At 72.7% G+C, this 25826-nt stretch carries 23 protein-coding genes; 10 read left to right on the top strand and 13 right to left on the bottom strand.

Annotated elements, in window-relative coordinates:
- Positions 1-21 precede the first annotated feature (21 nt).
- Entirely contained in the window at positions 22-1188 is a 1167-nt protein-coding gene (locus tag AB0G11_RS13245; RefSeq protein WP_357585858.1) for an MFS transporter, read from the top strand.
- 25 nt (positions 1189-1213) lie between these two features.
- Here AB0G11_RS13245 and AB0G11_RS13240 read toward each other — a convergent pair whose 3' ends face one another.
- The gene (locus tag AB0G11_RS13240) at positions 1214-2050 is read right to left on the bottom strand and encodes an SDR family oxidoreductase (protein ID WP_357585856.1); all 837 of its coding nucleotides are present in this window, start codon (positions 2048-2050) and stop codon (positions 1214-1216) included.
- Positions 2051-2213: 163 nt separating this feature from the next.
- Here AB0G11_RS13240 and AB0G11_RS13235 point away from each other — a divergent pair, with 163 nt between their 5' ends.
- The 3 genes from AB0G11_RS13235 to AB0G11_RS13225 all read left to right on the top strand — a co-directional run bounded on the left by AB0G11_RS13235 (position 2214) and on the right by AB0G11_RS13225 (position 4362).
- Positions 2214-3470 (top strand): hypothetical protein, encoded by a 1257-nt coding sequence (locus AB0G11_RS13235; RefSeq protein ID WP_357585854.1) that lies wholly within the window; start codon positions 2214-2216, stop codon positions 3468-3470.
- A gap of 76 nt (positions 3471-3546) precedes the next feature.
- Complete coding sequence (locus AB0G11_RS13230) at positions 3547-3687, top strand: hypothetical protein (protein ID WP_219514781.1); 141 nt, start codon at positions 3547-3549, stop codon at positions 3685-3687.
- A 57-nt stretch (positions 3688-3744) separates the two neighbouring features.
- Positions 3745-4362: a GNAT family protein gene (locus AB0G11_RS13225; protein ID WP_357585852.1), complete on the top strand. Its 618-nt coding sequence runs from the start codon at positions 3745-3747 to the stop codon at positions 4360-4362.
- Between the two features lie 12 nt (positions 4363-4374).
- Here the strand turns inward: AB0G11_RS13225 and egtD are convergent, their stop codons facing one another.
- The 6 genes from egtD to AB0G11_RS13195 all read right to left on the bottom strand — a co-directional run bounded on the left by egtD (position 4375) and on the right by AB0G11_RS13195 (position 10355).
- On the bottom strand, positions 4375-5370 hold the full coding sequence (gene egtD / locus AB0G11_RS13220) for an L-histidine N(alpha)-methyltransferase (protein WP_219514785.1): 996 nt from the start codon (positions 5368-5370) through the stop codon (positions 4375-4377).
- Positions 5355-6110 carry an ergothioneine biosynthesis protein EgtC gene (egtC, locus tag AB0G11_RS13215; protein WP_357585850.1) on the bottom strand — a complete coding sequence of 252 codons (756 nt, stop codon included), beginning with the start codon at positions 6108-6110 and terminating at the stop codon, positions 5355-5357. The genes egtD and egtC overlap by 16 nt, the downstream gene beginning before the upstream one ends.
- Positions 6111-7418, bottom strand: coding sequence for an ergothioneine biosynthesis protein EgtB (egtB, locus tag AB0G11_RS13210; protein ID WP_357585848.1), 1308 nt, complete (start codon positions 7416-7418; stop codon positions 6111-6113).
- A complete protein-coding gene (egtA, locus tag AB0G11_RS13205) occupies positions 7415-8596 on the bottom strand; it encodes an ergothioneine biosynthesis glutamate--cysteine ligase EgtA (protein WP_357585846.1) in 1182 nt (393 codons plus the stop codon). Before egtA ends, egtB begins: the two co-directional genes overlap by 4 nt.
- Positions 8597-8690: 94 nt before the next feature.
- The gene (locus AB0G11_RS13200; protein ID WP_357585844.1) at positions 8691-9101 is read right to left on the bottom strand and encodes a hypothetical protein; all 411 of its coding nucleotides are present in this window, start codon (positions 9099-9101) and stop codon (positions 8691-8693) included.
- A 108-nt stretch (positions 9102-9209) separates the two neighbouring features.
- Positions 9210-10355, bottom strand: coding sequence for an amidase domain-containing protein (locus tag AB0G11_RS13195; RefSeq protein ID WP_219514810.1), 1146 nt, complete (start codon positions 10353-10355; stop codon positions 9210-9212).
- Between the two features lie 280 nt (positions 10356-10635).
- Here AB0G11_RS13195 and AB0G11_RS13190 point away from each other — a divergent pair, with 280 nt between their 5' ends.
- Entirely contained in the window at positions 10636-11532 is an 897-nt protein-coding gene (locus tag AB0G11_RS13190; protein WP_357585842.1) for an LLM class flavin-dependent oxidoreductase, read from the top strand.
- Positions 11533-11613: 81 nt separating this feature from the next.
- Positions 11614-12567, top strand: a complete 954-nt coding sequence (locus AB0G11_RS13185) for an endo alpha-1,4 polygalactosaminidase (protein WP_357585840.1) — start codon at positions 11614-11616, stop codon at positions 12565-12567.
- On the opposite strand, the gene AB0G11_RS13180 is transcribed toward AB0G11_RS13185, so the two are convergent.
- Both AB0G11_RS13180 and AB0G11_RS13175 read right to left on the bottom strand, forming a co-directional pair.
- Positions 12536-13546 carry a BtrH N-terminal domain-containing protein gene (locus AB0G11_RS13180; RefSeq protein WP_357585838.1) on the bottom strand — a complete coding sequence of 337 codons (1011 nt, stop codon included), beginning with the start codon at positions 13544-13546 and terminating at the stop codon, positions 12536-12538. The genes AB0G11_RS13185 and AB0G11_RS13180 overlap by 32 nt on opposite strands.
- Positions 13547-13610: 64 nt before the next feature.
- Complete coding sequence (locus AB0G11_RS13175) at positions 13611-14243, bottom strand: TetR/AcrR family transcriptional regulator (RefSeq protein WP_357585836.1); 633 nt, start codon at positions 14241-14243, stop codon at positions 13611-13613.
- Positions 14244-14317: 74 nt separating this feature from the next.
- Between AB0G11_RS13175 and AB0G11_RS13170 the strand changes: the two genes are divergently transcribed.
- On the top strand, positions 14318-15241 hold the full coding sequence (locus tag AB0G11_RS13170) for an RNA polymerase sigma factor (protein WP_357585835.1): 924 nt from the start codon (positions 14318-14320) through the stop codon (positions 15239-15241).
- Here AB0G11_RS13170 and AB0G11_RS13165 read toward each other — a convergent pair.
- Positions 15229-16578 carry an FAD-binding oxidoreductase gene (locus AB0G11_RS13165; protein WP_357585833.1) on the bottom strand — a complete coding sequence of 450 codons (1350 nt, stop codon included), beginning with the start codon at positions 16576-16578 and terminating at the stop codon, positions 15229-15231. The two genes, AB0G11_RS13170 and AB0G11_RS13165, sit on opposite strands and share 13 nt — an antisense overlap.
- Before the next feature lie 216 nt (positions 16579-16794).
- Between AB0G11_RS13165 and AB0G11_RS13160 the strand changes: the two genes are divergently transcribed.
- Positions 16795-17700: an RNA polymerase sigma-70 factor gene (locus AB0G11_RS13160; protein ID WP_219514834.1), complete on the top strand. Its 906-nt coding sequence runs from the start codon at positions 16795-16797 to the stop codon at positions 17698-17700.
- A 1-nt stretch (position 17701) separates the two neighbouring features.
- Here AB0G11_RS13160 and AB0G11_RS13155 read toward each other — a convergent pair whose 3' ends face one another.
- Positions 17702-19492, bottom strand: a complete 1791-nt coding sequence (locus AB0G11_RS13155; protein WP_357585831.1) for a discoidin domain-containing protein — start codon at positions 19490-19492, stop codon at positions 17702-17704.
- A 288-nt stretch (positions 19493-19780) separates the two neighbouring features.
- Between AB0G11_RS13155 and AB0G11_RS13150 the strand changes: the two genes are divergently transcribed.
- Entirely contained in the window at positions 19781-20149 is a 369-nt protein-coding gene (locus AB0G11_RS13150) for a hypothetical protein (protein ID WP_357585829.1), read from the top strand.
- Positions 20150-20219: 70 nt separating this feature from the next.
- Positions 20220-22466, top strand: coding sequence for an Orn/Lys/Arg decarboxylase N-terminal domain-containing protein (locus AB0G11_RS13145; RefSeq protein WP_357585827.1), 2247 nt, complete (start codon positions 20220-20222; stop codon positions 22464-22466).
- Here the strand turns inward: AB0G11_RS13145 and aspT are convergent.
- Both aspT and AB0G11_RS13135 read right to left on the bottom strand, forming a co-directional pair.
- Positions 22456-24150, bottom strand: a complete 1695-nt coding sequence (aspT, locus tag AB0G11_RS13140; protein WP_357585825.1) for an aspartate-alanine antiporter — start codon at positions 24148-24150, stop codon at positions 22456-22458. The genes AB0G11_RS13145 and aspT overlap by 11 nt on opposite strands.
- On the bottom strand, positions 24147-25760 hold the full coding sequence (locus AB0G11_RS13135) for a bifunctional aspartate transaminase/aspartate 4-decarboxylase (protein WP_357585823.1): 1614 nt from the start codon (positions 25758-25760) through the stop codon (positions 24147-24149). Before AB0G11_RS13135 ends, aspT begins: the two co-directional genes overlap by 4 nt.
- Between the last annotated feature and the right edge of the window lie 66 nt (positions 25761-25826).

Genomic DNA, 25826 nt, shown 5'->3' with positions numbered 1-25826 from the left:
ATGAGGAGAGGAAGACCCGACATGACCGTGACGCGCACGGCGAGGAGCTGGACCGCGGTGTCCGCGGTGTCCCTCGGCACGTTCCTGCTGGTGACGGCCGAACAACTGCCGATCGGGCTGCTCGCCCCCGTCGGATCGGCGCTGGCGGTGTCCGAGGGCGCGGCGGGCCTGATGGTCACGGTGCCGAGCGTCGTCGCCGCCGTCGCGGCCCCGGTGGTGCCGCTGCTCGTCGGCCGGATGGACCGCAGGCTCCTGCTGGTCGCCCTGATGGGGCTCATGACGGCGGCCAACCTGGCCTCCGCGCTGGCCCCCGGCTACCCGCTCCTGATCGCCTCCCGGGTGCTGGTCGGCGTGGCGATCGGCGGGTTCTGGGCCGTCGCCGGCGGCCTGGCCGTACGGCTCGTGCCCGCGCCGCTCGTGCCCCGGGCCACGGCCGTCATCTTCGGCGGCGTCGCGGCCGCCAACGTCTTCGGCGTCCCCATCGGCACCGTGATCGGCGGGCTGGCGAACTGGCGGATCGCCTTCGGCGCGCTGAGCGCGCTCGCGCTGGTCGTGCTCGTCGCCCTGCTGGCCGTGCTGCCGCCGCTCGCCGCCGCGCGGCCCGTCGGGCTCCGGCGGCTGGCCGGCCAGTTCCGCAACCCGGGCGTCCGCGCCGGCATCCTGGCCACCTTCCTGATCGTGACCGGGCACTTCGCCGCCTACACGTTCGTCACCCCGGTGCTGCGGGACCTGTCGGGCATCGACGCGCGGTTCGTCGGGCCGCTGCTGTTCGCCTTCGGCGTCGCCGGCGTCGTGGGCAACTTCGTCGCCGGGGCCGCCGTGGCCGGGCGGCCGCGCCGGACGATCCTCGCCATCGCCGCCGCCCTGGGGACGACCGTGCTGCTCTACCCGGTGGCCGGGGCCGGCGCGGTGGGCGGGGTGGCGCTGCTCCTCGCCTGGGGCCTGTCCTACGGCGGCGTCTCCACCAGCCTCCAGACGTGGATGATCAAGGCGGCGCCGGAGGCGGTCGAGGAGGCCACCGCCCTGTGGGTGGCGGTGTTCAACCTCGCGATCGGGCTCGGCGCGCTGGCGGGCGGCACGATCGTCGACGCGCTGCCGCTCCAGGGCGTCCTTTGGCTCGCCGCCGCCCTCGTCCTGGCCGCGGGGGCGACGATGTGGCGCGCCCGGCCGAGTGAGGCACGGGCCTGAGGCGTTCCCAGGGGGCGCGGCCGGGTCAGGAGTCGCCACCGGGCGCGGGGACGGCATGCTCGGCGGCGCGGCTGACCTGCTCCCAGGCGCTCCAGGTGTCCATCCGCCGCCGCGAGATGTCGAAGGCCAGGTCGTACACCATGCTGCCGAGCAGCAGCCGCAGCGGCGGGTCGTCGCTGTCGACGAGCTTGAGCAGCGCCTCGGCGGCCAGCCTCGGCTCGCTGTCGATCGAGCCCTCGGCCCACTGCTTCTCCAGCTCGGCGCGGAGCGGGCCGTACTCCGGCTTCGGCGCGGTCGCCGTCATGCTGGTGTAGAGGTCGGTCCAGTAGCCGCCGGGCTGGACGATGCTGACCTTGACCCCGAAGGCCGCCGCCTCCATCGCCAGCGCCTCGCTCATGCCCTCCAGCGCGAACTTGCTCGCGCTGTAGAGGCCGGTGCTGGGGAAGCCGCCCAGGGCGGCGATGCTGGAGACCTGCACGATGTGGCCGGACCCCTGGGCGCGCAGGTGCGGCATGACCGCCTGGCAGACCCACATCGCCCCGAAGAGGTTGACGTCGAGCTGGGCCCGCGCCTCGGCCTCGGTGAACTCCTCGACCATGCCCGAGGACATGATCCCGGCGTTGTTGACCACGATGTCGAGCCCGCCGAAGTGCGCGGCGGCCGTGTCCACGGCGGCGAACACGGCATCGCGGTCGGTCACGTCCAGCGGCAGGGCGAGCACCCGGTCGCCGAAGCGGTCGTCGAAGTCCTGCCGGGCGATGGTGCGGGCGGCGGCGGCCACCCGGTCGCCGCGCTCCAGGGCGGCGAGGGCGAATGCGCGGCCGAGGCCGCGGCTGGCTCCGGTGATGAACCAGGTGCGCATGTACGGGACTCCGATCGGTCAGCGACGAGACGGTTCGTCTCGCCTTCGATGTGATGACTGTAAGGGCCATCGGATCCGTCGTCAAGACGAACCGTCTCGTCTTGTCGCGATTCCCGCCTCCCAGGGATTTGACGGCCACGCGGGAGCGGCTGATGATCGACACATGCTTTCGCGCGCGGCGGTCGCCATGTCGGGGTTACTCGTGCTGGCGTGCCTGGGCGGGTGCGGGGAGCAGCCCGGCTCCGGGCGCGTCACCCTCCTGCCCGCCGCCGCGCAGGACGGGGCCGCACAGGATGGGGCCGGGCTCCCCAGCGCGCCGCCCACTCCCCCGACCGGGCCCACGGGCCCCTCGGGCACACCGCACCTCGCGGCGTCCCCTTCCGAAGCGCCCTCGATACGGCCCTCCGGGTCGCCCCCGGTACGGCCCTCCGGGTCGCCGCCGATGTCGTCCCCGATGACGCCGCCGGGCAAGCCGGCCCTCGTGTCGTCGCTGGCCGAGGCGTCGGCGACCGGTGCGGCGCTGCCGGTGACGGGGCCGCCGCGCTTCTTCGTCGCCGCCAACCTGCCGGCCGCCCGCTTCCCGGAGGGGTCCAAGGAGGCGGTCATCACGCCGGTGCCCCCGTCCGTCCACGACGCCGCCACCGGCAGGTTCATCGCGGCGGTGCCGCTCCCGCCGGGGGTCGAGTCGTCGTGGAAGCTGGGGGCTGCGGCGCCCGACAACCGGACGTTCCTGTTCTCCGGCACCAGCCCGGCGGGCACCCGCTTCTTCCGGGTCCGGCTCGGCGACGACGGCCGGCCCGGCGCGCCCGAGCTGGTGCCGGACACCGGGGCGCGCGTGCCCGGGGTCGTGCCGGCGCTGGCGCTGAGCCACGACGGGAGCCGGTTCGCGTTCGCCGACCTGGTGCCCGGCGGGAGCGTCGTGTCCGTCGTGGAGGTCACCACGGGCAGGCGGCGCGACTGGCACTCCGGCGACGCCTTGGTGACCGGCCTGTCGTGGGCGCCGGACGGGCGTAGCCTCGCCGTCGTGTCGTCGCCCCAGGGGCTCGGCGTCCTGGACCTGACCAGCCCGGAGACGGATCTGTTCGCCGCCACCCGGATTCTCAGACCGGCGTCGCGCGTGCCGCCCATGACGTCGGTGGCGTACACCCCCGACGGCGCCGCGCTGGTCTACGCCGTCGGCTACGCGGTCGAGCGCATCCCCGCCGACGGCGGGGTCCCGGCGCTGCTCGCCAAGCCGGAGCCGCCCAAGGGCGCCTCGCTCGCCATGCGGTTCGACGTCGACGGCACCGGCCGCCACCTGCTCTTCACGCACGCCTGGCGGATGCACCGGCTGGACCTGCGCGACGGCACGACCAGCTCGGTCCGCATCGACCGCGGCGACCTCCCGCGCGGCAGCGTGTCGCCGGACGCCGCCTGGTAGCAACCCGGCGACCGCGCTGGGCGCGTACGTCACGGCCAGGCAGGCGGACGGCGAGCTCGTCGCCGCCGAGCCCGCCGTGGTCATCGGGGTGCTCCAGTGCGTGCTGGTGGTGCCGATGTTCGCCGACCGGCTCGGCGACCCCGATCTCCAGACCAGGGTCCTCGACCTGCTCATCGACCTGGTCACCGCGGGCCTCACCCCGCGTCCCGCCGATTGACGGCGTCCCGGGCGGCGATGGCATGATCTGCGCCCCTGACCCGGAAAGGGAGACCCCATGCGGCTCGACGTCCCCGTGCTGGCCGGTGACCTCGTACGGCTGGAGCCGCTCGACACGCGGCACGTGGCCGGCCTGGCGGAGGCCGCCGAGGAGGAGCGGTCGTCGTACGGGTTCACGCTGGTGCCGCGGGCGGCGGAGATGGCCGGTTACGTGGCGGCCCAGCTCGGCCGCGCCGGGCTGACCCCGTTCGGGCAGGTACGGGTCGCCGACGGCAGGCCGGTGGGATGCACCGGGCTGTGGGATCCGCGCGGCCGGCCGGACCGGCCCGGGCTGCGCGCGATCGAGATCGGGTTCACCTGGCTGGCCGCCTCGGCGCAGGGCACCGGGATCAACGCCGAGGCCAAGCTGCTGCTGATGACGTACGCCTTCGAGACGCTCGGCGTCGCCCGCGTCGACCTCAAGACCGACGCCCGCAACGCCCGCTGCCGCCGGGCCCTCGAACGGCTCGGCATCCCGTTCGAGGGCGTGCTGCGCTCCTGGTCGGTGTCGTGGGCGCCGGGCGAGGAGGGCAGGTTGCGCGACTCGGCGATGTTCGCCGCGACCGCCGAGGACTGGCCCGGCGTCAAGGCGGCCCTGCGCGCCCGCCTCACCGCGACCCGCCCGCCCCGGCCGTGAGCTGACCTGCCCTCAGCCTGTCGGACGCGCGGCCTCCGGGGAGGGGACGGCGAGGCAGAGGGCGAAGTCGCCGGGCAGGTCCGTCCACCAGCGGACCGGGTCGAACCCGGCCAGGCGCAGCTCCTCGCGCACCTCGCCGCGCCGGAACTTGTCCGAGATCTCGGTGTCGATCTCCTCCCCGGCGGCGAAGCGCACCTCCAGGTCGAGGTCGCGGATGAGGACCTGCTGGTCGGTGCTGGCGCGCAGCCGCCTGCGGACGCACTCGGCGTCCGGGTCCCACAGGGAGACGTGCTCGTACAGGTCGGGAACGAAGTCGGCGTCCAGCTCCCGGTTGATGACGTGCAGCAGGTTGCGGTTGAACTCGGCGCTGAGGCCGAGAGCGTCGTCGTAGGCGGCGTCCAGCCGGTCGGGGTCCATCACCAGGTCCAGTCCGAGCAGCAGGGCGTCGCCGGGGCGCATGGCGGTGCGCAGGCGGGAGTAGAAGGACAGCCGTTCGACGGGCGACATGTTGCCGGCGGTCGAGCCGAGGAAGGCGACGAGCCGCCGGCCCTCGTCGGGCAGCACGCCCAGGTCGCCCTCGAAGTCGGCGACGATGGCCCGTACCGAGAGGCCGGGGTAGTCGGCGCCGATCCGGCGGGCGGCGTCGGCGAGGAAGTCGCCGCTGACGTCGACCGGGACGTAGCTGCGCAGGTGCCCGGCGTCGCCGAGCGCGTCGAGGAGCAGCCGGGTCTTCTCCCCTGATCCGGCGCCGAGCTCGATCAGGGTGTCGGCGCCGGTGAGCGCGGCCAGCTCGGCGGCCCTGGCGGTCAGGATGGAGCGTTCGGCGCGGGTGAGGTGATACTCGCCCAGCCGGGTGATCTGCTCGAACAGTTCGCTGCCGCGCTCGTCGTACCCCCATTTGGGCGGCACGCTCCTGACGGGCCCGGTGAGCCCGTCGCGGACGTCGCGGCGCAGCGACTCGACGAGGTCGCGGGCGGTCAGGTGGCGCTCGATCACAGGTTGAGGCATGAGGTCTCCTGAAGTGGTCGGACGGTGACTCCGGCGCTGCCGGCGGTGACGAGCGATCCGTCGGGGATCTCCGTCCAGCCGGGGCCGTCGTCGTACGGTTCGGACGCGATGAGCACGGCCTGGCCGGTCCGGCGCAGGTAGAGGCCGTCGCCGCAGGCGGTGGCCGCCAGCCGGACGCCGTCCGTGGCGAGCAGGTTGTAACGGCCGGGCGCGAGGCCGCGGGCGTAGGCGGTGACGGCGGCGAGGGCGTCGTCGAGCGGCCGTCCCTGCCGCCACAGCCGGACGGCCAGGCCGAACAGGGGCGCGGAGTCGACCGGCGCGCGGGCGTCGGGCGCCTGGCGTCCGGCCTCGCGGCACAGCCGTTCCTCCACGGCGGCGTAGCCGGTGACGGCGCCGGTGTGGCTGAACAGCCAGCGGTCGCTGGTGAAGGGCTGGGCGCAGGACTCGTCGACGGGGAAACCGGGGGTGGCGTCGCGGACGGCGGCCACGACGCAGGTGGAGGACACGACCTGGGCCACGTCGGTGAAGGAGGCGTCGGCCCACATCGGCATGGCGCGGCGGTAGCGGACCGGGTTGTCGCGGCCGGGGTGGTACCAGCCCACGCCGAACCCGTCGGCGTTCACCCGGCCGTGGCGTTGCCTGCGCGGAGCGTACGACTGGGTGAGCAGGGAGTGCGGCGGCGCGTACAGCAGCTCGTGCAGCCCGATGGGCGGCCCGAGGTAGGCGAGGTGGCGGCACATTCAGCCGGCGTCCCTCGCGCAGCGGAACCCGCAGAAGATCTGCCTGCGGATCGGGTAGTCCCAGTTGCGGAACGTGCCGCGCGCCACCGTGGGGTGGGTGGCCCAGGAGCCGCCGCGCAGCACCTTGTACTCAGCGCCGAAGAACACCTGGGAGTACTCCTTGTACGGGAACACGCGGAAGCCGGGGTAGCCGGTGAAGTCGGTGGACGTCCACTCCCACACGTCGCCGATCATCTGGCGGCAGCCGTGGGCGGACGCGCCCGCGGGGTAGGAGCCGGCCGGGGCCGGGCCGAGCCGCCGCTGCCCCAGGTTGGCGTGGTGGTCGCCGGGTTCGCCGTCGCCCCAGGGGAAGCGGCGGGAGGCGCCGGTGGCGGGGTCGTGGCGGGCGGCCTTCTCCCATTCGGCCTCGGTGGGCAGCCGTTTGCCCGCCCAGCGGGCGTAGGCGTCGGCCTCGTACCAGCAGACGTGCTGGACCGGCTCGTCGGGCGGCAGCGGCTCGATCCGGCCGAAGCGGCGGCGCACCCACTGGCCGCCGGTCCGCTGCCAGAACGCCGGGGCGCGTTTGCCGGTCCTGGCGAGCCGGCTCCGGCCCTTCTCGTGCCACCAGCGGGGCTGCTCGTAGCCTCCCGCGTCGATGAAGGCCAGATATTCGGCGTTGGTCACGGGGTGGGCGTCGATCCAGTACGGGGGCAGGTCCACCTGGTGGGCGGGCCGTTCGTTGTCGTAGGCCCAGGGGTCGTCGGTGGTGCCCATCTCGAACGGGCCGCCGGGCACGAGCACCTCCGGCGCCTCGGGGGCGAGGAAGGGGGCGGCCTGGCCGGGGACCTCCAGCACGGGGGCGCCCTGGCGGAGCTGGTGGGTGGCGAGCATGGTCTCGTCGTGCTGGTGCTCGTGCTGGATGACCATCCCGTACGCGAATCCGCCGGTCAGCAGCGGGCTGTCGGGGGTCAGGCGGACGCGTTCGAGCGAGCCGAGCACGCGCGAGCGCACCTCGTCGAGGTAGGTCCTGGCCTCGGCCGGGGGCAGCAGCGGCAGCGTCACCCGGTCGGCGCGCGGGTGTTCGAACGCGTCGTACAGGTGGTCGAGGTCGGGCCGCAGCGGGTCGTCGTCGGCGGCGGCGCGCACCAGCCACTGCTCCTCGTAGTTGCCGATGTGGGCGAGGTCCCACACCAGCGGCGACATCAGCGGGGAGTGCTGGGCCACCAGCTCCGGCGACTCCAGGACGTCCACGGTCAGCCCCAGGCTGCGCCGCCGGGCCGACGTCAGTTCGACGGCGACGCGTTCCTTGATCCGGTCTTCCTCGGTCACGTGCGCACCTCGCTGATGAGATCGTCGGCCGGGCACCGGCCGGGTTCGACGTATCGTTCGATGTAGCGGTCGACCAGCGACGCCAGCGCGGGCTCGGCGTGCCGCAGCGCGTCGCGGGCGGCGGTGAAGGAGCCGAGCGCGGCGACGGCGAGCGCCCGGTCGGCCAGCCCCTGGCGGGCCGCCTGGGTCCACCGGCCGGGCGGGAGCTGCTCCACGGCCTCGGCGCACCGGTCGGCGGCCACGGGGTCGTCGGCCAGCGTGGCGGCGACGGCGACGGGCACCGGCCACCACGGCTCCGGGAGCGCGTCGATCATCCGCAGCTCCAGCCAGCCGCGCGGCCGGATCGGCGGGAACAGCGTGCTCAGGTGGAAGGTCAGGTCGTCCAGGGTGGGGCCGCCGTCGAGCCCGTCGCGCAGCCAGTCGCGGAAGCGCAGCCCGGGGTTCACCTTCCAGGGACCGTCGTTCCTGCGGACGGCCATGACGCGGCCGTCGAGCGCGTAGCGCGCCCACGCGGTCCACGGGTCGCCGCCGCCGGAGGCGACCGGGGTGACCCGCGAGGGGTCGAGCGCCTGCCAGATGGCCTGCCGGGTGGAGCGCCAGCCCGTCAGCCGTCCCCGCCACAGCGGGGAGTTGGCGAACGCGGCCAGCAGCACGGGGCCCAGCCGGTGCAGCAGCCGCCAGCGCGCCCGCGCCTGCTCCTCGTCGTGGCCGATGTCCAGGCACACCTGGAGGGAGGCGGTGGAGCACATCATGGCGCGCCCGGCCGGTCCGAAGCTGTCGAAGTACGACTCCATGGCGACGTAGCGCTGGTCGGTGAGCTGCCGCCGGGCGGCGGGACGCGGGTCCAGGGCGCAGCCGTCGCGGGTCAGCCCCGCGTCGGCCAGGTGGCGGTCGAGGTGGCGCAGGTCGGCGGCGAGCGCGTGGTGCGCGGCGGCGGGGCCGGGCCTGGCGGGGGTGCTCAGTTCGAGCTGGCCCCCGGGTTCGTAGGTGACGAGGCTGCCTTCGGGCAGCGGGTGGGCCGCCTCGACGGCGGCCGCCAGGCGCCGCAGCGGGACGCGGGTCCCGGCCGCGCCGAGGTCGTGGATCAGCCATTCGGCCTCGACCCCGACCAGTCCGGGCGGGCCGGTCTTGAAGCAGATGCCGCGGACGTGTTCGTGGACGGCGTTCTCGTCGAGCATCGGCACTCCCTTCCATCACTGCAGGCGGCACGGGTCGCTCTGGGATGCTCCCTTCCCGCTGCTTGGGTTCCTTTCACCCAGCAGTCAGGAAATGTCAGGAATATCGCGATGTGTCGGATGTGGGGCGGCTCGACGGGGCCTGTCCCAGCACGACGCACCAGGACTCCTCGCATCGGGTGACCGTCAGCCGCTCCCGGTACGCCCCCCGGGCGCCGCGCCCGGCCAGGCGGGCGTTGACGACGTCGGGGCTGATGTCGTCGGCGAGGTCGGCCGACGTGAGACGGATCTCCTGGCCGCCGTGCGCGGCGAGCCGCCGGGCGATGTCGCCGCGCGCGTCGTTGCCCGGCGGCGCCAGCCGCGCCAGCGCCGCGGAGTCGGCGGCGTTGAGCCCGGCGATGTACGCGTCGACCGCGGCCCTCGGCGTGGACGCGCCGTGCCCGGCGCCCGCCGCGCATCCGGCGGCCAGAATCGCCAGCGCGACAATGGCGCCACGACGGGATGCCATTCGGGACCCACCTCCTGATTCCGGCATTGATCGGCGATATTCTTCCATGTTCAGGAGATTCTTCTCCGGGGCGAGCATAATTCTGGAAATGGGTCCCGGGAGCGGCGATCAGGTGCGGTGCGCGTAGTACCAGGCGTCGGGGTTGGCGGCCAGGAAGCTGCTCAGCGGTTTGTTGTGCGTGTTGTTGGAGTGATAGGTCAGATAGAGCTCGCCGTCGCTCGACCGGTCGGTCACGAACAGCGAGTGGCTGATGTTGTCGTCACGGTCGAAGTCGACCTGGAGGACGTCCGTGGTCAGCATGTCCCAGACATTGCCCAGGTACGTGGTCCTGGCCGACTCATGCTGGGCGAACCAGTACCAGTTCTCGGCGGCCGGCCAGGTGTAGCTGGTGGTCCAGGTGTAGTCGCCGTAGAACCAGTTGGCGTTGTCGGAGCGGCTGTCGGGCCAGGAGCCGACCTCGGTCCAGCCTCCGGCGGTGACGATCTGGGAGATGAAGTTGGTGCAGTCGCCGCCGACCCCGCCGTAGGTGCGGTAGTCAGGGTTGTAGGTGTCCCAGTAGGTGTTGGCGTAGTTCAGCATGGCCGTGTAATCCCAGGCCAGGGCCGCCTCGGTGGACCGGGCGAGCTTGTCCGGGGCCACGGCGGCGCCCTTGCGGGGCCGGTCGACGGACGACGGCTCGCGGCCGGCGGGCGCGGTGGCCTTCGGGGAGGTCTTCGGCGCGCGTGCCGCCTGCGGCTGGGTGTCGGGGGCGAGCTCGCCCGCCGCCAGCTCGGGCCGGGCGTCGCGCATCACCCACTGGGCGCCCTGCCGCTCGAACACGAACCGGTGGTTCAGCGCGTACTCCTCGAACGCGGGGGCGTCGGCGAGGGGGCGGGCGAAGTACAGCTTGGTGCGCTCGGCCACCCGCAGCTCGACGGTCTCGCCGTCCCGTGTGGTGGCGACCTCGGCGACCTGGACGTCCGCCTGCTTGTGCCCGCCGTTGGCCTCGCGCAGCAGCCGCCTGCGCTCGTCGATCGCGGCGGCCTCCCGCGTCAGCCGGTCGGCGAGCGCGCCGGTCGAGGGCACCGAGGTGAGGGTGCGGGCGGGGGCGTCGCTGACCAGCCGCGTCGCGCGGTCCTGCAGATATTGGCGGGCGATCTCCGCGAACTGCGGCTCCTCGGCGGAGGAGGCCCCGGCGGGCGCCGCCGCCATGGTGAGCGCCGTCGCCGAGGCGGCGACGAAAGCCTTGACGCTGCGTAATAATGTGATGCGCATGTGTGCCTTTCTGTCGACGTACGGCATTCCCCGATCGGGAGAGCGCCTGGTTCGATTTCGGGGAACACGAGGAAGATCACATCTCGCACCGACAATGGAACACTTCGCATAATGGCGAGTCAAGCGTTCAGTCAGGTTAATCGCTTCACCGAATTCCGATATGCAGAGTTTTTTCGGGGGCCTAATTCCCGCCCCCGGCGGCCCGGCGCGAGGCCCCGGCGCGCATTGAGCTTTTCAGCGGATGAGCCGCCCCGGGACGCCGGTGTACGGTGCGATGACCATGAGCGAACATGTCTTCGGGGTCTCGCTGACCCCCACCTATGACGTCTCTCTCACCCACGAGGTGACCGACGCCGCCGAGCGGAGCGGGCTCGACCTCGTCGGCGTCCAGGACCATCCGTACGTGGGGCAGTTCCTGGACGCGGTCGCGCTCGCCGGGCACCTGCTGACCCGCACGACGCGCCTGCGCGTGTTCCCCGACGTGGCCAACCTGCCGCTGCGCCCGCCCGCCATGCTCGCCCGGACGGCGGCGACGCTGAACGTGCTGTCCGGCGGCCGGTTCGAGCTGGGCCTCGGCAGCGGCGGCTACTGGGACGCCATCACCACGATGGGCGTGCCCAGGCGCTCGCCCGGCGAGGCGCTGGCGGCGCTCGAGGAAGCGGTCACGATCATGCGCGGGCTGTGGACGCCCGGGCAGCGCGTCGCCTTCGCCGGTGACCACTACCGGGTGGACGGGGTCGAAGGCGGCTCGGCGGGCACGCCGCCGGTCGGCGTGTGGATCGGCGCGCAGGCGCCGCGCAGCCTCGCGCTCACCGGCCGCGTCGGTGACGGCTGGGCGGCGCCGATCCCCTCCTACCTGCCGTACGAGCGGTGGCCCGAGTGCAACCGGATCGTCGACAGGGCCGCCGGGGAGGCCGGCCGCGACCCCGCGTCGATCATGCGCATGGCCCAGCTCGTCGGCACCGTCGAGGCGGGCGGTGGCGGCGGCGGCCCGAAGCTGACGACCGGCGCCGACCCGTTGCGCGCCGGGGCGAAGGGCTGGGCCGCCGAGCTGGTCAGGCTCGCCACGGAGCAACCGTTCACCGCCTTCGTGTTCTGGCCGGAGCGGCAGAGCGTGGAGCAGGTCCGGCGCTTCGCCGAGGAGGTCGTTCCGCTCGTGAAGGCCGCCCTCGCCTGACCCCGGTGTCCGGCATGACCGCGTTCTCCTCTTCCGTGGACCCGTATGATCTTGGTCGGTCTCACGAAAGAGGTGACGAGCTTGGTCAGCACCCGAGCGCTCCTGACGCGCTTGACCACGTCCGCCGCGCTGGCGACGGCGAGCGTCGCGGCCTTCGCCCCGCCGGCCGCCGCCGCCTCCGCTGAGGCGGGGATCTGGCGTCCGCCGCTGGAGAGCCGCTGGCAGTACCAGCTCGAAGGCAACCCCCGCCACAAGGCCACCGGCGGCATCGACGTCGACATCTGCGTCAAGCCGCAGAGCGGCGGCGCCTGCGTGCGGCCGACGGTCTTCGACATCGACCTGTACGTGGACGGCGACGTGGCGGGCGACAACTCCACCGTCAACACCGCCGCCGTCAAGGCCATCCACGCGCGCGGCGCCAAGGCCGTCTGCTACGTCGACGCCGGGTCGATCGAGGACTACCGGCCCGACTACAAGCAGTTCGCCGACTGGCACAAGCGCAACGGCGGCTCCCTGCTGGGCAAGCCGTTCAGCGAGGACTTCCCGGACGAGCGCTGGGCCAACATCAACAACGACAGGGGCCAGCGCGACTTCCTGCTCAAGATGATGGAGGCCCGGGTCGCCAAGTGCGCGCAGGCCGGGTTCGACGGCGTGGAGTTCGACGTCGTCAACGCCCACGAGGAGGGCCGCGCGGTCACCGGCTGGAACATCAGCGCCGCAACCCAGCTCACCTACAACCGCGCGCTGGCCGCCATCGCGCACAAGCACGGCCTGGCGGCGGCCCTGAAGAACAACCTCAGCCAGGCCGCCGAGCTGGAGCCGTACTTCGACTTCGCGGTCAACGAGTCGTGCTTCTCCTACGACGAGTGCGGGGAGCTGAAGCCGTTCGTCAAGGCGGGCAAGCCGGTCTTCCACGTGGAGTACGGGCTGTCGCCGGCGTCGTTCTGCCGCAAGGCGGTGGCCGCCTCGTTCAACTCGATCAAGAAGGCGGCCGACCTGTCGCTCAAGGACCGGCCGTACCAGCCCTGCCGGTGACCTCGCGCAGCGCGAGCATGGCGTCGCGCTCGATGCGGGAGAGGTCGAGGAGGAGGGCGCCGGCCTGTTCGAGGCGGGCCGCGTCGCGCTGCTCCCCGGCCTCGGCGATGCGCGCGGCGACCTCGGTCCACAGGGTGGCGGCCTCGGCGTAGAGCCGGTGGCCGGTCCGCAGGCGGCCGTCGCCGACGGACGCGGCGGCCTCGGCGAGGAAGTCGCGGTAGAGGGCGCGGAACAGGGCCCCGCCGGTGCCGGCCTTCTCCATGAGCAGGGCGGCATGCGGCAGGTCGCGCCCGGGCTCGGCGGTGCGGCGCAGCCAGCCCGGCACCTGGCGGGCGGCCTTCTCGATGCCCCGGTGGCCGAGGTTGGCGATGGGGGCGGCGAGAAAGGCGTCGGCGCAGGCCCTGATCGCGGGGACGATCCCGTCCCGCCAGGAGGGCGCGCCCGCCGGCGCGGTGATGGTGAAGGACCGGTGCCTGGCGGTCATCGGGCCGCGTTCGGCGCGCGCCGCCGCCAGCGATTCCAGGCCGGTGCGGACGGCGCCGCCCTGCTGGGCGGTGTCGATCAGGTGGGCCTGCCGCTCGTCGTAGCCGTACATGGCGACGACGTGACCGCCGAAGTGCACCTTCGTCCGGAAGTAGTCCAGGTGGTAGCTGTCGAGCTGGAGGCCGACCGGCTGCCCGGCGTCGATCGGCGCGGACACGTTCGCCCAGGCGCGGCGCGGTGAGGCGGTCTCCTTGACCTCCAGGGTCAGGCCGAGCCTGGCGGCCAGGTTCCGGGTGAGCTCGAAGGGCCTGATGCGCCCGCCGAGGAACGGGAACGGCATGTTCCTGGCGTCCCAGTAGACGAAGGACAGGCCCGAGCCGAGCCCGAACAGCATCGGCTCGGACAGGTCGATCCCCTGGTGGCGCAGCAGCACCCCGAGCGCCGTGGTCTCGCAGTGCTGCATGCCGCGGGCCTCGACCCCTTCGACGACGGTCATATGCGGGTTCTCCTTCACAACCGGCAGCATGGGGTCTCCCCCGGGGGGAGAGTCCAGCCGGGCATCAGCGCACCGCGTAGCCGCCGAACGACGGCTCCATCAGGTCGAACACCTCGCGCGCGGACTCGGTCACGATCTCGGCGATGCGCGCGTTGTCCAGCCCGTCGAGCGTGAGCTCCATGATCTGGCCGAGCAGCACCCGGTACGGGCTCGCGATGGCCGCCGCCACCAGCCGGGGCACCGGGCCGGTGTCGCCCGTCTCCTCGGCGAGCGCGCAGGCCAGGGCCTCCTCCCGCTGCTCCATCAGCTCGCGCAGCCGCGCCACCAGCGTCGGCGAGTCCACGATCATCCGCCCGAACCCGCCGTGGGTGAACCCGAGCATCGGGTCGTGCCGGGCGGCGGCGTCGAGGAAGACCCGCCGGAGCGCGGCGAGCGCCGACTCGCCCGGCTCCCGGCCCGCCACGATCTCGGCCAGCGCGGCCACGAACCGCTCATGGTGGTCGAAGGCCATGTCCTCCTTGCGCGGGAAGTAGTTGGTGACGGTCTTCTTGGCCACCCGCGCCGCGTCGGCGATCTCGGCGATCGTCGTCTCCTCGAAGCCCTGCTCGATGAAGAGGCGGGTGGCCTGGTCGGAGATCTCCTGGCGGGTCTCCTGCTTCTTCTGCTCCCGCAGGCCGAAGATTTTTACGTCGGACATAAATTTCCTCTTGACGATGGAATGCCTTCAACGTAATCTTACCACCGTCGCAAGTTTACTTCCAGGAGGCCCGTATGACAGCAGCCGCAACCACCGATCAGGTCAAGGACTACCTCAAGAACATCGGCAGGGTCCGGCTGCTCGACGCCCAGCAGGAGGTCGCGCTCGGCGAGCGCATCGAGGCCGGACTGTTCGCCCAGGAACGCCTCGACCGCGACGGCGACGCGCTGTCCCCGCAGGACCGCGCCGACCTGGAGTGGATCGCCGCCGACGGCCGCCTGGCCAAGGACCGGATGATCGAGGCCAACCTGCGCCTGGTCGTGTCCATCGCCAAGCGCCAGACCGGGCGCGGCCTGCCCTTCCTGGACCTGATCCAGGAGGGCAACCTGGGGCTGATGCGGGCGGTGGAGAAGTTCGACCACCGGCTCGGGCTGAAGTTCTCCACCTACGCCACCTGGTGGATCAAGCAGGCCGTCGGCCGGGCGCTGGCCGACCAGTCGCGGACGATCCGCATCCCCGTCCACATGACCGAGCTGATCAACAAGGTCGCGCGGGCCCGGCGCGAGCTGTTCCAGTCGCTCGGCCGGGAGCCGTCCGACGAGGAGATCGCCGAGCAGGTCGAGCTGACGGCGGAGCGGGTCGAGGAGATCCGCGGCTACGCCCGCGAGCCCGTCTCGCTGAGCACGCCGCTCGGCGAGGAGGGCGACACCGAGCTCGGCGACCTCATCGAGGACGCCGGGGCGCTCGACCCCACCGACGCCGTCGGCCTCGACCTGCTGCGCGACCAGCTCAGGCAGATCCTGGACGGCCTCACCGAGAGGGAGGCCGGCGTGATCGCGCTGCGCTTCGGCCTGGCCGACGGCGAGCCGAAGACCCTGGACGAGATCGGCAAGGTCTACGGCGTCACCCGGGAGCGCATCCGGCAGATCGAGGCCAAGACGATGAGCAAGCTGCGCCACCCGGGCCGCGCCACGGCGCTGCGCGACTACCTCGTCTGATCGGGCCGCACGTTGTGGTTGCGGGAGAACAGGTTGCCGGGGTCGTAGCGCCGCTTGACCGCCGCCAGCCGCCCGTACGTCCGGTCCGGGTAGATCGCGGCCACGTCCTCCTCGGCGGCGGAGGCCAGGAAGGCGGCGTAGGCCCCGCCGACGTGCGGCCCGAGCTCGTCCCAGAGCGCGTCCAGGCCCGGCAGGGCGGCCTCGACGACCGGCTGCGGGCCCGCGACGGTGGTCACCACCATCACCTCCGCCTGCCGGTGGGCGTAGGCGGTGGCGTCCGCCGGCACGCGGGCCACCGCTCCGCCGACGGCGCGCACGGCGATGAACGGCGATCCCGGCCTGGCCGCGGCGCCGGCGAGGACGCGCAGCACCTCCGACAGCGACGCCCCGCCGGCGAACCCGTTGCGGGTGACCAGCCGGATGCCCGGCGGCGGGGTGAGCCCCTCCACCAGCGTGTCGGCGTACGGCCTGAGCGTGACGTCGTCGGCGATCACGGTGCCGAGCGCCCGGATCGGGTCGAGGGCCCGCGCGGCGAGGGCCGGGTCGTCGCCGTCGACGGCGACGCGGACCTCGACCGGCGCGTCCGGGCCGCCCGCGAGCGGGCTGGCGAGCTCCACGATGGAGGTCAGCTCCTCGGGGGCGGTGCGCAGGTGGTCGGCCCATCCCTGGAGGACGGCGGCCGCCTCCGCCGGAGGAAAGGCGATCTTGCCGTAGAAGACCTCCGTCGTCGGGTGGGCGGCGAACTCGAAGGCGGTCACGACGCCGAAGTTGCCGCCGCCGCCCCGGATGGCCCAGAACAGCTCCGGATGCTCTTCGGCGCCGGTCCGCACGATCTGCCCGTCGGCGGTGACCACCTCGGCGGCGACCAGGTTGTCCAGCGCGAGGCCGCGCTTTCTGACCTTCCACCCGATGCCGCCCGCCAGCGTCAGCCCGCCGACGCCGACGCTCCTGGTGTCGCCTGAGGAGATCGCCAGCCCGTGCGGGGCGAGCGCGTCCACGACCTGGCCCCAGGTGGCGCCGCCGCCGATGCGGACCAGGTGGCGGTCCTTGTCGACGACCTCGACGGCGTCGAGCCCGCTCAGGTCGAGCACGACGCCGCCGTCGTTGGTGCCGAAGCCCGCGAAGGCGTGGCCGCCGCCCCGCACCGACAGCACCAGCCCGGAGGCGGCGGCGAACGCGACACCGGCCCGCACGTCACCGGTGCTCTCGGGGCGCAACACGTAGGCGGGGCTGCCCGTGACCAGGACCGACCGGCTGGCCGCGGCGTATTCAGGCGCTCCGGGTTCGATGACGGCGCCGCCGAAGTCGCGGCGGAGGGTGTCGAGTGCTGCGTTCATGATGATCCTTTCGTCCGGTGAGGGCCGGCGGGCCAGGGCGGCGTTCCACGGGGGCCCGCTCGCCGGTCCAGGTGGTGACGAGCAGGAGATCCCGGCGGGCTGATCGTTGTGACAGCCCGGCGGATGTGACCTGTGTCACTGCGGGGAGGTGTCACACGGGCGTGGTGGCCGGGATCGTATGGACGCAGCACCGCACACGAACGGGCAGGGACAGTGATGAGCGAACGCAATGAGCAACCGACCGGCCGCACCGGCGCGGATCCCGCCACCGAGGCGTTCGTCGCCCACCGCAACCTGCTGTTCACGGTCGCGTACGAGATGCTGGGCTCGGCCGCCGACGCCGAGGACGTGCTGCAGGAGAGCTGGCTGCGCTGGGCGGGCGTCGATCTTGACACGGTCCGCGACCAGCGCGCCTACCTGGTGCGGATCGCCACCCGGCAGGCGCTGAAGCGGCTGCGCACGCTGGGCCGCCGCCGGGAGTCGTACGTCGGGCCGTGGCTGCCCGAGCCGTTGCTGACCGCGCCCGACGTGGCCGAGGACGTCGAGCTGGCCGACAGCGTCTCGATGGCGATGCTGCTGGTGCTGGAGACGCTCACGCCGACCGAGCGGGCGGTGTTCGTGCTGCGCGAGGTGTTCGACGTGGGCTACGACGAGATCGCCGACGCCGTCGGCAAGAGCGCGGCCGCCGTGCGGCAGATCGCCCACCGGGCCCGCTCCCACGTGGCCGCCCGCCGCCCGCGCGGCGACACCTCGCCCGCCGAGATCCGGGGCGCGCTGGAGGCGTTCCGGCGCGCGGCCCGGACGGGCGACCTGCAGGGGCTGCTCGACATCCTCTCCCCCGACGTCGTCCTCCTGACCGACGGGGGCGGCGTCGTCCGGGCCTCCCTGACGCCCGTCGTGGGAGCCGAGGCGGTGTCCGGCCTGCTGGACCGCATCCCCGCGACGGCCACGCTGGACCTCGCGCAGGTCAACGGCCACCCCGCGCTGATCATCCGGGTCGACGGCCGCCTGGAGACCGTCATGGCGGTGCGCATCGACGACGGCCTGATCACCGGGCTCTACGCGGTGCGCAACCCCGCGAAGCTGGCGCACATGAAGCAGGAGAACCCGGTGAGCCGGTGAGTCAGCGCGCGACCTCGTACGGGATGATCTCGGCGATGGCGGTGGCGCCGCCCATGCCGTAGTCGGCGCGCAGCCGGATGTAGCGGGCGGAGACGCCGGTCAGGTCGACGTCGTTGGGCGCGGTCATCTTGGGCCACTCGACGCGCTTGACGTCGCGGAACGTCTCGCCGTCGTCGCTCACCTGGACCATGCCCTCCAGCACGGTGCCGTTCATGTTGACGCGCAGCTTCGGCTGGAAGCGGACCGCCGACAGCTCGCGCACCCTGCCCAGGTCCACGGTGATGTGGTGGGGCTGCGGCGGCGGGCCGGGGTAGTAGGAGTGGAAGTCCGTGGTCAGGTTGCCGTCGACCGCGCGGACCGGGTCGCCGGCGCCGGGCTTGAACGTGCTCGCCGTGGCGCTGAGCTCGGCCGGCGGGACGCGGGTGCCGGCCGGCGGGGCGGGCCAGATCTCGCGGCCCTTGCCCGGCTCCTCGCTGACGATCGGCCGGTCGGGGCCGGTGCCCTTGCCCCGGATCACCACGTCGGTGATCACCGCGCCGTGGTCGGAGTAGAACGGGTACGGCCGGTCGAGCCAGCTGTCGCGGTGGCGCGGCAGCCGCCGCACGTCGGAGCGGGAGCCGAGGATGCGCACGTCCTCGCCCTTGGCGAAGACGTAGTCGATGCGGGCGGGCACGGCGCCGAAGCCGCTCAGCGGGCTCCAGGTGCGGCCCGGGTACAGGCCGGCGTCGGGGTTGGCGTGGCGGAAGGTGTCGACGAAGCCCGCCTCGGTGTACATCTTCGTGTACGGCCACGGGAGCACGACGCCGCCGTGGCCGGGCGCGTCGGCGAACTGGTCGGTCCAGTCCAGGTACGACTGGGCGTTGAGGTCGCCGCCCATGAGCACGGGGGCGTCGTCGTCGCCGACGAACGACGGGATCGCCTTCTCCAGGATGGACTTGCCCATGGCGACGCGGCGCAGCCGGTCGGCGTCGAGGATCTGCTCGGTCGTCTTGGTGCGGGGCAGGCCGTGGGTGTTCTGCACGGCCGCGTCGTGGGTGTCGCCGAAGGCGTAGCCGTCGTGCCAGGTCCACACGCTGAACGCGTGCACGTGCTGCCCGTTGGGCAGGCCGAGGCGGGCGCCGCCCAGGTTGAAGGAGGAGATCTCCTCGTCGGCGTAACGCGGGTAGACCTTCTGGATGTCCAGCTTCGTGTAGATCCACAGGTTGTCGCCGTTGACGCTGTAGTCCTCGGGGTGCGTGAGCTGCGCCGCGGAGAACCGGTCGTCCTCGGCCCGGCCGGCGTTCAGGCCCTCCAGGATCTTCTGGCCCGAGCCGTACCCCTCGACCACGAACAGGATGTCCGGGTTGACCTCGTTGAGGTATTCGATCATCTGCTTGAGGTTGTCGCCGGTCGTCTCCTGGCGGTTGATGGTGCCGCCGACGAAGAGGTTCCAGGCCATCAGGCGCAGTGGCGTGCCGGCCTTCTTCTCCGGCATGGAGGTGACCGAGACGTCGACGGTCACGTTCCCGGCGGGCAGGGGGAAGGGCCGGGTGCGGGCCTGGCCCTCGCGCGTGTAGATGGTGTCGCGGGCCCACACCTGCTCGCCGGTCCTGACCGTGGCGACGAACTCCTGCACGTGGTTCGGGCGGCTCTTGCCGCTCGCCACGACCGTGCACGAGCTGCCGGGAGCCTGACCGTCACAGTCGAGGCGGTACGCGGCGGGCCTGGCGCCGGGGTCGGCCGCCGCGGGCGCCGGCGCCGTCAATGCCGCGAGGGCCAGGGCGGCCACCATCGGGGGGATCAGTCTGCGCATGGGGGGTCCTTCCGCGCGGTCACTAAAAATGGTCTGCACGATATCTCGGCCCGGCTCAGCCGCCGCCACCTGGATCATCCGATATCGAGATCATCACCGCAAGAGGAAGAACGATGACTATTTATGGACTCCGAGATAAATAGCGGACGACCTGGGCTCGAACGAGATTTCCCATCGACACGCTCCGTAGTTGCGCCAATACTGCACGTGTACCCTCGAACGCCGTCCCCGGTCCCCCATCCCGCACCATGCGCGTGCGCCGAGGACGCAAACCCGAACGGAGCCCGTATGAAGCTCAACCGAGTGGCACTCACCGGCCTCGCCGCCCTCGCCACCACCGCCTGCCTGGCCTCCGCCGCCCCGGCGACGGCCACCGTCACCGCGGCCACCGCCCAGACCGCCGCCGCCGCGTCGGCGCTGCCGCCGGGCTACCAGCTCGTCACCCTGCCCAACGCGAACGTGCCCAACTTCCAGCGGCGCACCCTCTACTGCCCCGGCTCCAAGCGCGTTCTCGGCGGCGGCGCCGAGGCCCGCGGCAACCGGGCGATCCTCGTCGGCTCGTTCCCGACCGACGACGGACGCGGCTGGATCGGCCTCGGCCGCCAGGACGGCTACAACGACGTCGGCATCAGCGTCTTCGCGATCTGCGCCGACTGACCCCGTAAGAGCGCTCCCGGCCGCCGCCCGGCGGCCGGGAGCCGCCGTCCGAGCCCCCTGGGAGTGCCACATGGAGCGAACCGTCCTCGCCGCCGTCACCGAACGCCCCGACGCCGACTCGGCGCTCGCCGAGCAGCTGCGCCGCGTGTGCGCCGCCATGGCCGAGGAGGGCCTCCAGGTGCGCTGGACCCACCGGGCCGCCGACGCCCTGGCGGTCGTCAGCTCGGACGCGTCGCTGACGGCGGTGCTCGCCGCCTGGGACGCGCCCGGCGCGGAGGAGCTGCTCGGCGCGGTGGGCAGGCGCTTCCGCGGCCTGCCAGTGTTCCTGATGACGCACGAGCAGGAGCTCCCCCTGTGGGTGTACGAGGTCATCCAGGGCTACGTGTTCCCGCTGGAGGACACGCCGCAGTTCATCGCCGGGCGCATCGCCCACGCGGCCGAGGAATACTCCGAGAAGATCCTGCCGCCGTTCTTCGCCGCCCTGCGCCGGCTGGAGGACCACCACCGCTACTCCTGGCACACCCCCGCCCACGCCGGCGGCGTCGCCTTCCTCAAGTCGCCCGTGGGACGGGCGTTCTTCGACTTCTACGGCGAACGGCTGCTGCGCACCGACCTGTCGATCTCCGTGGGCGAGCTGGGCTCACCGCTCGACCACACCGGCCCCATCGGCGAGGCGGAGCGCAACGCCGCCCGCGTCTTCGGCGCCGACCGCACGTTCTTCGTGGTCAACGGCAACTCCACCGCCAACCGCGTCGTCGGCCACCACGCGATGGCCCGCGACGACACCGTCCTGATCGACCGCAACTGCCACAAGTCGGTCCAGCACGCGCTCGCCATCAGCGGCGCCCGCCCGGTCTACCTCGTGCCCGAGCGCAACGGCCTCGGGCTGGCCGGCCCGATCCCGCCCGCCGCGCTGGAGCCGCCCGCGATCCGCGCCCGGATCACCGCCCACCCGCTCGCCGACGGCGACCCGGCCTACGCGGTGATCACGAACTCGACGTACGACGGGGTCTGCTACGACGCGGTCCGCGTCGGCGAACTGCTCGGCGCCGGCGTGCCCCGGCTGCACTTCGACGAGGCGTGGTTCGCCTACGCCCGGTTCCACCCGCTCTACGCCGGCCGCTACGGCATGGCGATCGACGAGCGCACGCTGCCCGGACCCGGCCGGCCCACCGTGTTCGCCACCCAGTCGACGCACAAGCTGCTGGCCGCGCTGTCGCAGGCGGCGATGGTGCACGTGCGCCCGTCGGAGCGCGCCCCGGTCGACTACGACGCGTTCAACGAGACGTACCTCATGCACGCCTCCACCTCGCCGCTCTACCCGCTGATCGCCTCGCTGGACGTGGCCGCGGCGATGATGGACGGCCCGGCGGGGCCGTTCCTCACCGGGGAGGCCATCGTCGAGGCGGTCCGGTTCCGGCAGGCGATGGTGCGGCTGGCCGACCGCATCCGCGAGGACGGGCAGCGCTCCGACTGGTTCTTCGGCGTCTGGCAGCCCTCCGCCGTCACCGACCCGCGCACCGGCCAGGTGCACTCCTTCGCCGACGCCGATCCGGCGCTGCTGTGCGCCGAGCCGTCCTGCTGGACGATGGAGGCGGGGGCGGCGTGGCACGGGTTCGACGGCATGTCGGCGGGCTACTCCCTGCTCGACCCGGTCAAGGTGACGATCACCTGCCCGGGCGCCGACGCCGTCACCGGCACGCTCGACTGGGGCATCCCGGCCCGGATCGTCGCCGCCTACCTGGCGCGGCGCGGCATCGTGGTGGAGAAGACCGGCGACCACACGCTGCTGGTGCTGTTCTCCATGGGGATCACCAAGGGCAAGTGGGGCACGCTCATCGACGCGCTCACCGACTTCAAGAACGCCTACGACGACGACCTGCCGCTGGCGGAGGTGCTGCCGGGCCTCGGGCCCGCGACGGTGTCGCTGCAGAAGTTCTGCACGCTGGTCCACGAGAAGCTGCGCGACTCCGGGGTGGGCAAGCTGCTGGACGAGGTGTTCACCAGGCTGCCCGAGCAGGTGATGACGCCGGCCGACTGCTACCAGGCGATGATCCGGTCCCGCACCGAGGCGGTGACGCTGGCCGAGCTGCCGGGCCGGATCGCGGCGGCCACGGTGGTGGTGACGCCGCCGGGCATCCCGATGCTGATGCCCGGCGAGGCGACCGGCCCCGCCGACGGCCCGCTGATGACGTACCTGCGCGCCCTGGAGGACTTCGACCGCGCCTTCCCCGCCCTGGCCACGGACATCCACGGCGCCCACCGCGACGCCGACGGCCACTACCGCGTCCAGGTCGTCAGGGCCGCTAGCCGGTGATGGCGTGGGCCAGGGCCACCACGATGGGGCCGAGCAGGGGCAGCACGACGTTCGACAGCGCGTAGACGATCGTGTACGACATCAGCGGCGTGCTGTTGCCGGCCTGCGCCTGCACGGCGGTGATCGCCGGGGTGGAGCACTGCTGACCGGCGACGGCGCCCAGGGCGAGCGGCGGCGCCAGCTTCATCACCTTGAACGCCACCAGCAGCGACACCGTCGCCGGGACGAGCGTGACGAGCACGCCCGCGATCGGCAGCGAGATGCCGTACTTGCCGACGAGCGCGACGGCCGCGGGCCCCGACGACAGGCCGACCGCGCAGATGAACGTGGCCAGCCCCAGGTTCTTGATCACCGTGGCGGCGGCGGAGTCGAACTGGCCGATGGTGGGCCGTCTGGCGCGGATCCAGCCGAACAGCAGCCCCGACAGCAGGCAGCCGCCGCCGGTGCCGAGCGACAGCGGGATGCCGCCCAGCGGCACCGTGATCTTCCCGATGAGCATGCCGAGGATGACGCCGAGCGCGATGAAGATGAAGTCGGCCTTGACGCTCTGGTCGAGCCGGACGCCGAAACGCCCGGCGAACGCGCGCACGTCCTTGCCGGCCCCCGTGACGCGGATGACGTCGCCGGGGTTGATCGTGGTGCCCGGCTGCACCGGCAGCCCCTGCTCCATGCGGGTGATGCCGGTGACGTAGACGCCGTGCCGCTGCTCGGCCGGGATCTCGCGCCGCAGGTCGCCGAGCGGGGCGGCGGCGAAGTCCTTGCGCGTCAGCAGCACGTCGGCCTGGTCGAGCTCCAGGTCGAGGGCGCCGGTGCCGGACACCTCCGGGCCGACCACGTCGTCGGCGCGCACCAGGTCCTCGCGCCGCCCGAACAGCACGAGCACGTCCCCGTCGGCGAGCACGGTGCCGGGCCGCAGGTCGATGCTCCGGTCGCCGCGCCGCACGCGTTCCACGGTGGCGCTGCCGCCGAGCGCGGTCTCCACCTCGGCGACGGTGCTGCCCGCGGCGGCGGTCACCCGCTGGGCGCGGCCGACGACGCCGGGCAGCGCCGTCGTGGCGTCCTCGCCTGGTTGCCCGCCGCTGATGCGCCGCCACAGCTTGTCCGCCTCGTCCTTGAGGCTGAACCGCAGCACGGCGGGGGCGATCTGGCTGGTCAGCAGCACGATCGTGATCAGGCCGCAGATGTAGGAGATGGAGTAGGCGGTGCCGACGTTGGCCTGGAGCGCCCGGATCTCGGCAGCGGGGAGCGGCAGCCGCGAGATCGCGTCGGTGGCCGTGCCGACCACGGCCGACTCGGTGGCGCCGCCCGCCATCAGCCCGGCGGCGGTGCCGACGTCCAGGCGCAGCAGCAGGATCGCCAGCGTCGTCACCGTCAGCACGGCGACGACCTCGATCAGCGTGAACCAGCCGTAGCGCAGGCTCCGGCGGTTGAGGCTGGCGAAGAACGACGGGCCGCTCATGTAGCCGAGCGTGAAGATGAACAGGGCGAAGGCGATGTTCTTCACCTGGTCGCTCAGCGTGACGCCGCTGAACATGCCGACGAAGATGGCCACGATGAGCGTGCCGGCGATGCCGCCCAGCGAGAGCCCGCCCACTCTGACCTTGCCGATCGCGTATCCGAGCGCCAGCGACACGAACAGCGCCATCTCCGGCGTGCCGCGCAGCAGCTCCTTCAGCCAGGTCATGACGCGTCGAACTCGGCCTTGTAGCCGTCGACGATCTCCTTGAGCCAGCCGCCGATCTTCAGGTAGGCGTCGTGGTCCAGGTTGGCCAGGCTCACCCGGACGCTCCACTGCGGGCCGTCGAAGCCGCCGCCGTTCAGCAGCACCACCGAGCCCTTCTCGGCCAGGCGGAAGACCGGGTCGACCGGCTCGTACGTGAGCTGCAGCCAGTCGGCGAACTCGTTGCCGTACGTGCGCCGGACGAAGCTGAGGATGTCCAGCTCGACGTAGTAGTGGGCGGCGAGCGGGTCGTCGGGGATCGGCACGCCCATCCCCTCGGTGAGCGCGTCCAGCCGGCGGGCGATGACCGCGCGGCAGGTGTCCCGGTACGTGCCGTCGGCGTCGAGCAGCGACGACAGCGCGAACAGCGTCATCATCGTCTGCTGCGGCGTGGACAGGCCGGCGGTGTGGTTGAGCGCCACCTGGCGGGAGTCGGCCACCAGCCGGTCGATGAACCTGATGTCGCCGGGCCGCAGGCTGATGGTGCCGTAGCGGTCGGCCAGCCGGTCCAGGTCCGGCCGGGGCAGCCGGGCGAGCCGTTCGTCGAAGACGTTGTCCTGGTTGACGGCGATGACGCCGAGCCGCCAGCCGGTGGCGCCGAAGTACTTGCTGAAGGAGTAGACGCCGATCGTGTTGCGCGGCACCGCCGACATCAGCGACCGGAACCCGGGCACGAACGTGCCGTAGACGTCGTCGGTGATGATCGCCAGCTCCGGGTTGGAGGTACGGACGATCTCCGCGATGCGCTCCAGCGACTCCTCGGCCAGCATCACCGAGGGCGGGTTGGACGGGTTGACGAGGAACAGCGCCTTCACCGACGGATCGGCGAGCTTGTCCAGCTCGGACCGGTCGTACTGCCAGGTGTGCAGGCCGGCGCGGTTGGTCTTGGCCGCCTGGATCTCGACGGTCTTGAACCGGTAGCGCTCCAGGTGCGGAATCTCCAGGTAGGGCGAGAAGATCGGCGTCATCAGCGCGATCGTGTCCTCGGGGCGCAGCAGGCCGTTGATGACGCAGGTGTCGAAGACGTAGCACATCGCGGCGGTGCCACCCTCGACGGCGAACAGGTCGTACGGCCGCCGCGGGGTCCGGCCGCCGCACATCTCCTGGACCAGGTAGGCGTGCACGACCTGCTCGGCGTGCCGCAGCATGCGGGCGGGCTCGGGGTAGTGGTCGCCGGTGACGGCGTCGGTCAGCTCCCACACGAACGCGTCGGCGTCGAAGCCGAGCCGCCCGGTCCCGTACTCGACGCTGTCGCGCAGCAGGCTCGCGCCCGGCCGGTCGGCGTGCTCGCCGAGGAAGGCGGTGAGCCGGCCGGCGATGCCCTCGCGGCCCGGCAGGCCGCCCAGGCCGGGGAACTCCGACCAGGTGCGCCTGGACTCGGTGACGGCGAACTGGCCCAGCAGGAAGAACGCCTCGCGCGGCTCGGTGGCGATCCAGTTGGGGTTGCCTCGGCCGGCGTTCAGCATCGTGACGGCGTTCTCGCGCTGGCTCTCGCCTGCCAGGGCGATGAGCTCGTCCTTCAGCTCGAACGGGCTCAGCGACTCCCAGCGTCGTTCCTCGTCGCGGCCGGTCATGACGCTCCCCCTTCGCGTGCGGTGGGGGATCGTGAGGTGTCTGCCCTGGCGGGAAACGGGTGAAAC

The sequence above is a fragment of the Nonomuraea sp. NPDC023979 genome (genome assembly GCF_040639085.1).
GTDB lineage: Bacteria > Actinomycetota > Actinomycetes > Streptosporangiales > Streptosporangiaceae > Nonomuraea > Nonomuraea ceibae.
The sequence above is the reverse complement of the archived record's forward strand: the minus strand, read 5'-3'. Positions and strand labels throughout refer to the sequence as shown.

Excerpts from the sequence above, each read along its gene's own strand:
- AB0G11_RS13245 (WP_357585858.1), top strand. The coding sequence starts at position 22 with ATGACCGTGACGCGCACGGCGAGGAGCTGGACCGCGGTGTCCGCGGTG.
- AB0G11_RS13240 (WP_357585856.1), bottom strand. The coding sequence starts at position 2,050 with ATGCGCACCTGGTTCATCACCGGAGCCAGCCGCGGCCTCGGCCGCGCA.
- AB0G11_RS13235 (WP_357585854.1), top strand. The coding sequence starts at position 2,214 with ATGCTTTCGCGCGCGGCGGTCGCCATGTCGGGGTTACTCGTGCTGGCG.
- AB0G11_RS13225 (WP_357585852.1), top strand. The coding sequence starts at position 3,745 with ATGCGGCTCGACGTCCCCGTGCTGGCCGGTGACCTCGTACGGCTGGAG.
- egtD (WP_219514785.1), bottom strand. The coding sequence starts at position 5,370 with ATGCCTCAACCTGTGATCGAGCGCCACCTGACCGCCCGCGACCTCGTC.
- egtC (WP_357585850.1), bottom strand. The coding sequence starts at position 6,110 with ATGTGCCGCCACCTCGCCTACCTCGGGCCGCCCATCGGGCTGCACGAG.
- egtA (WP_357585846.1), bottom strand. The coding sequence starts at position 8,596 with ATGCTCGACGAGAACGCCGTCCACGAACACGTCCGCGGCATCTGCTTC.
- AB0G11_RS13200 (WP_357585844.1), bottom strand. The coding sequence starts at position 9,101 with ATGGCATCCCGTCGTGGCGCCATTGTCGCGCTGGCGATTCTGGCCGCC.
- AB0G11_RS13195 (WP_219514810.1), bottom strand. The coding sequence starts at position 10,355 with ATGCGCATCACATTATTACGCAGCGTCAAGGCTTTCGTCGCCGCCTCG.
- AB0G11_RS13190 (WP_357585842.1), top strand. The coding sequence starts at position 10,636 with ATGAGCGAACATGTCTTCGGGGTCTCGCTGACCCCCACCTATGACGTC.
- AB0G11_RS13180 (WP_357585838.1), bottom strand. The coding sequence starts at position 13,546 with ATGACCGTCGTCGAAGGGGTCGAGGCCCGCGGCATGCAGCACTGCGAG.
- AB0G11_RS13175 (WP_357585836.1), bottom strand. The coding sequence starts at position 14,243 with ATGTCCGACGTAAAAATCTTCGGCCTGCGGGAGCAGAAGAAGCAGGAG.
- AB0G11_RS13170 (WP_357585835.1), top strand. The coding sequence starts at position 14,318 with ATGACAGCAGCCGCAACCACCGATCAGGTCAAGGACTACCTCAAGAAC.
- AB0G11_RS13165 (WP_357585833.1), bottom strand. The coding sequence starts at position 16,578 with ATGAACGCAGCACTCGACACCCTCCGCCGCGACTTCGGCGGCGCCGTC.
- AB0G11_RS13160 (WP_219514834.1), top strand. The coding sequence starts at position 16,795 with ATGAGCGAACGCAATGAGCAACCGACCGGCCGCACCGGCGCGGATCCC.
- AB0G11_RS13155 (WP_357585831.1), bottom strand. The coding sequence starts at position 19,492 with ATGCGCAGACTGATCCCCCCGATGGTGGCCGCCCTGGCCCTCGCGGCA.
- AB0G11_RS13150 (WP_357585829.1), top strand. The coding sequence starts at position 19,781 with ATGAAGCTCAACCGAGTGGCACTCACCGGCCTCGCCGCCCTCGCCACC.
- AB0G11_RS13145 (WP_357585827.1), top strand. The coding sequence starts at position 20,220 with ATGGAGCGAACCGTCCTCGCCGCCGTCACCGAACGCCCCGACGCCGAC.
- aspT (WP_357585825.1), bottom strand. The coding sequence starts at position 24,150 with ATGACCTGGCTGAAGGAGCTGCTGCGCGGCACGCCGGAGATGGCGCTG.
- AB0G11_RS13135 (WP_357585823.1), bottom strand. The coding sequence starts at position 25,760 with ATGACCGGCCGCGACGAGGAACGACGCTGGGAGTCGCTGAGCCCGTTC.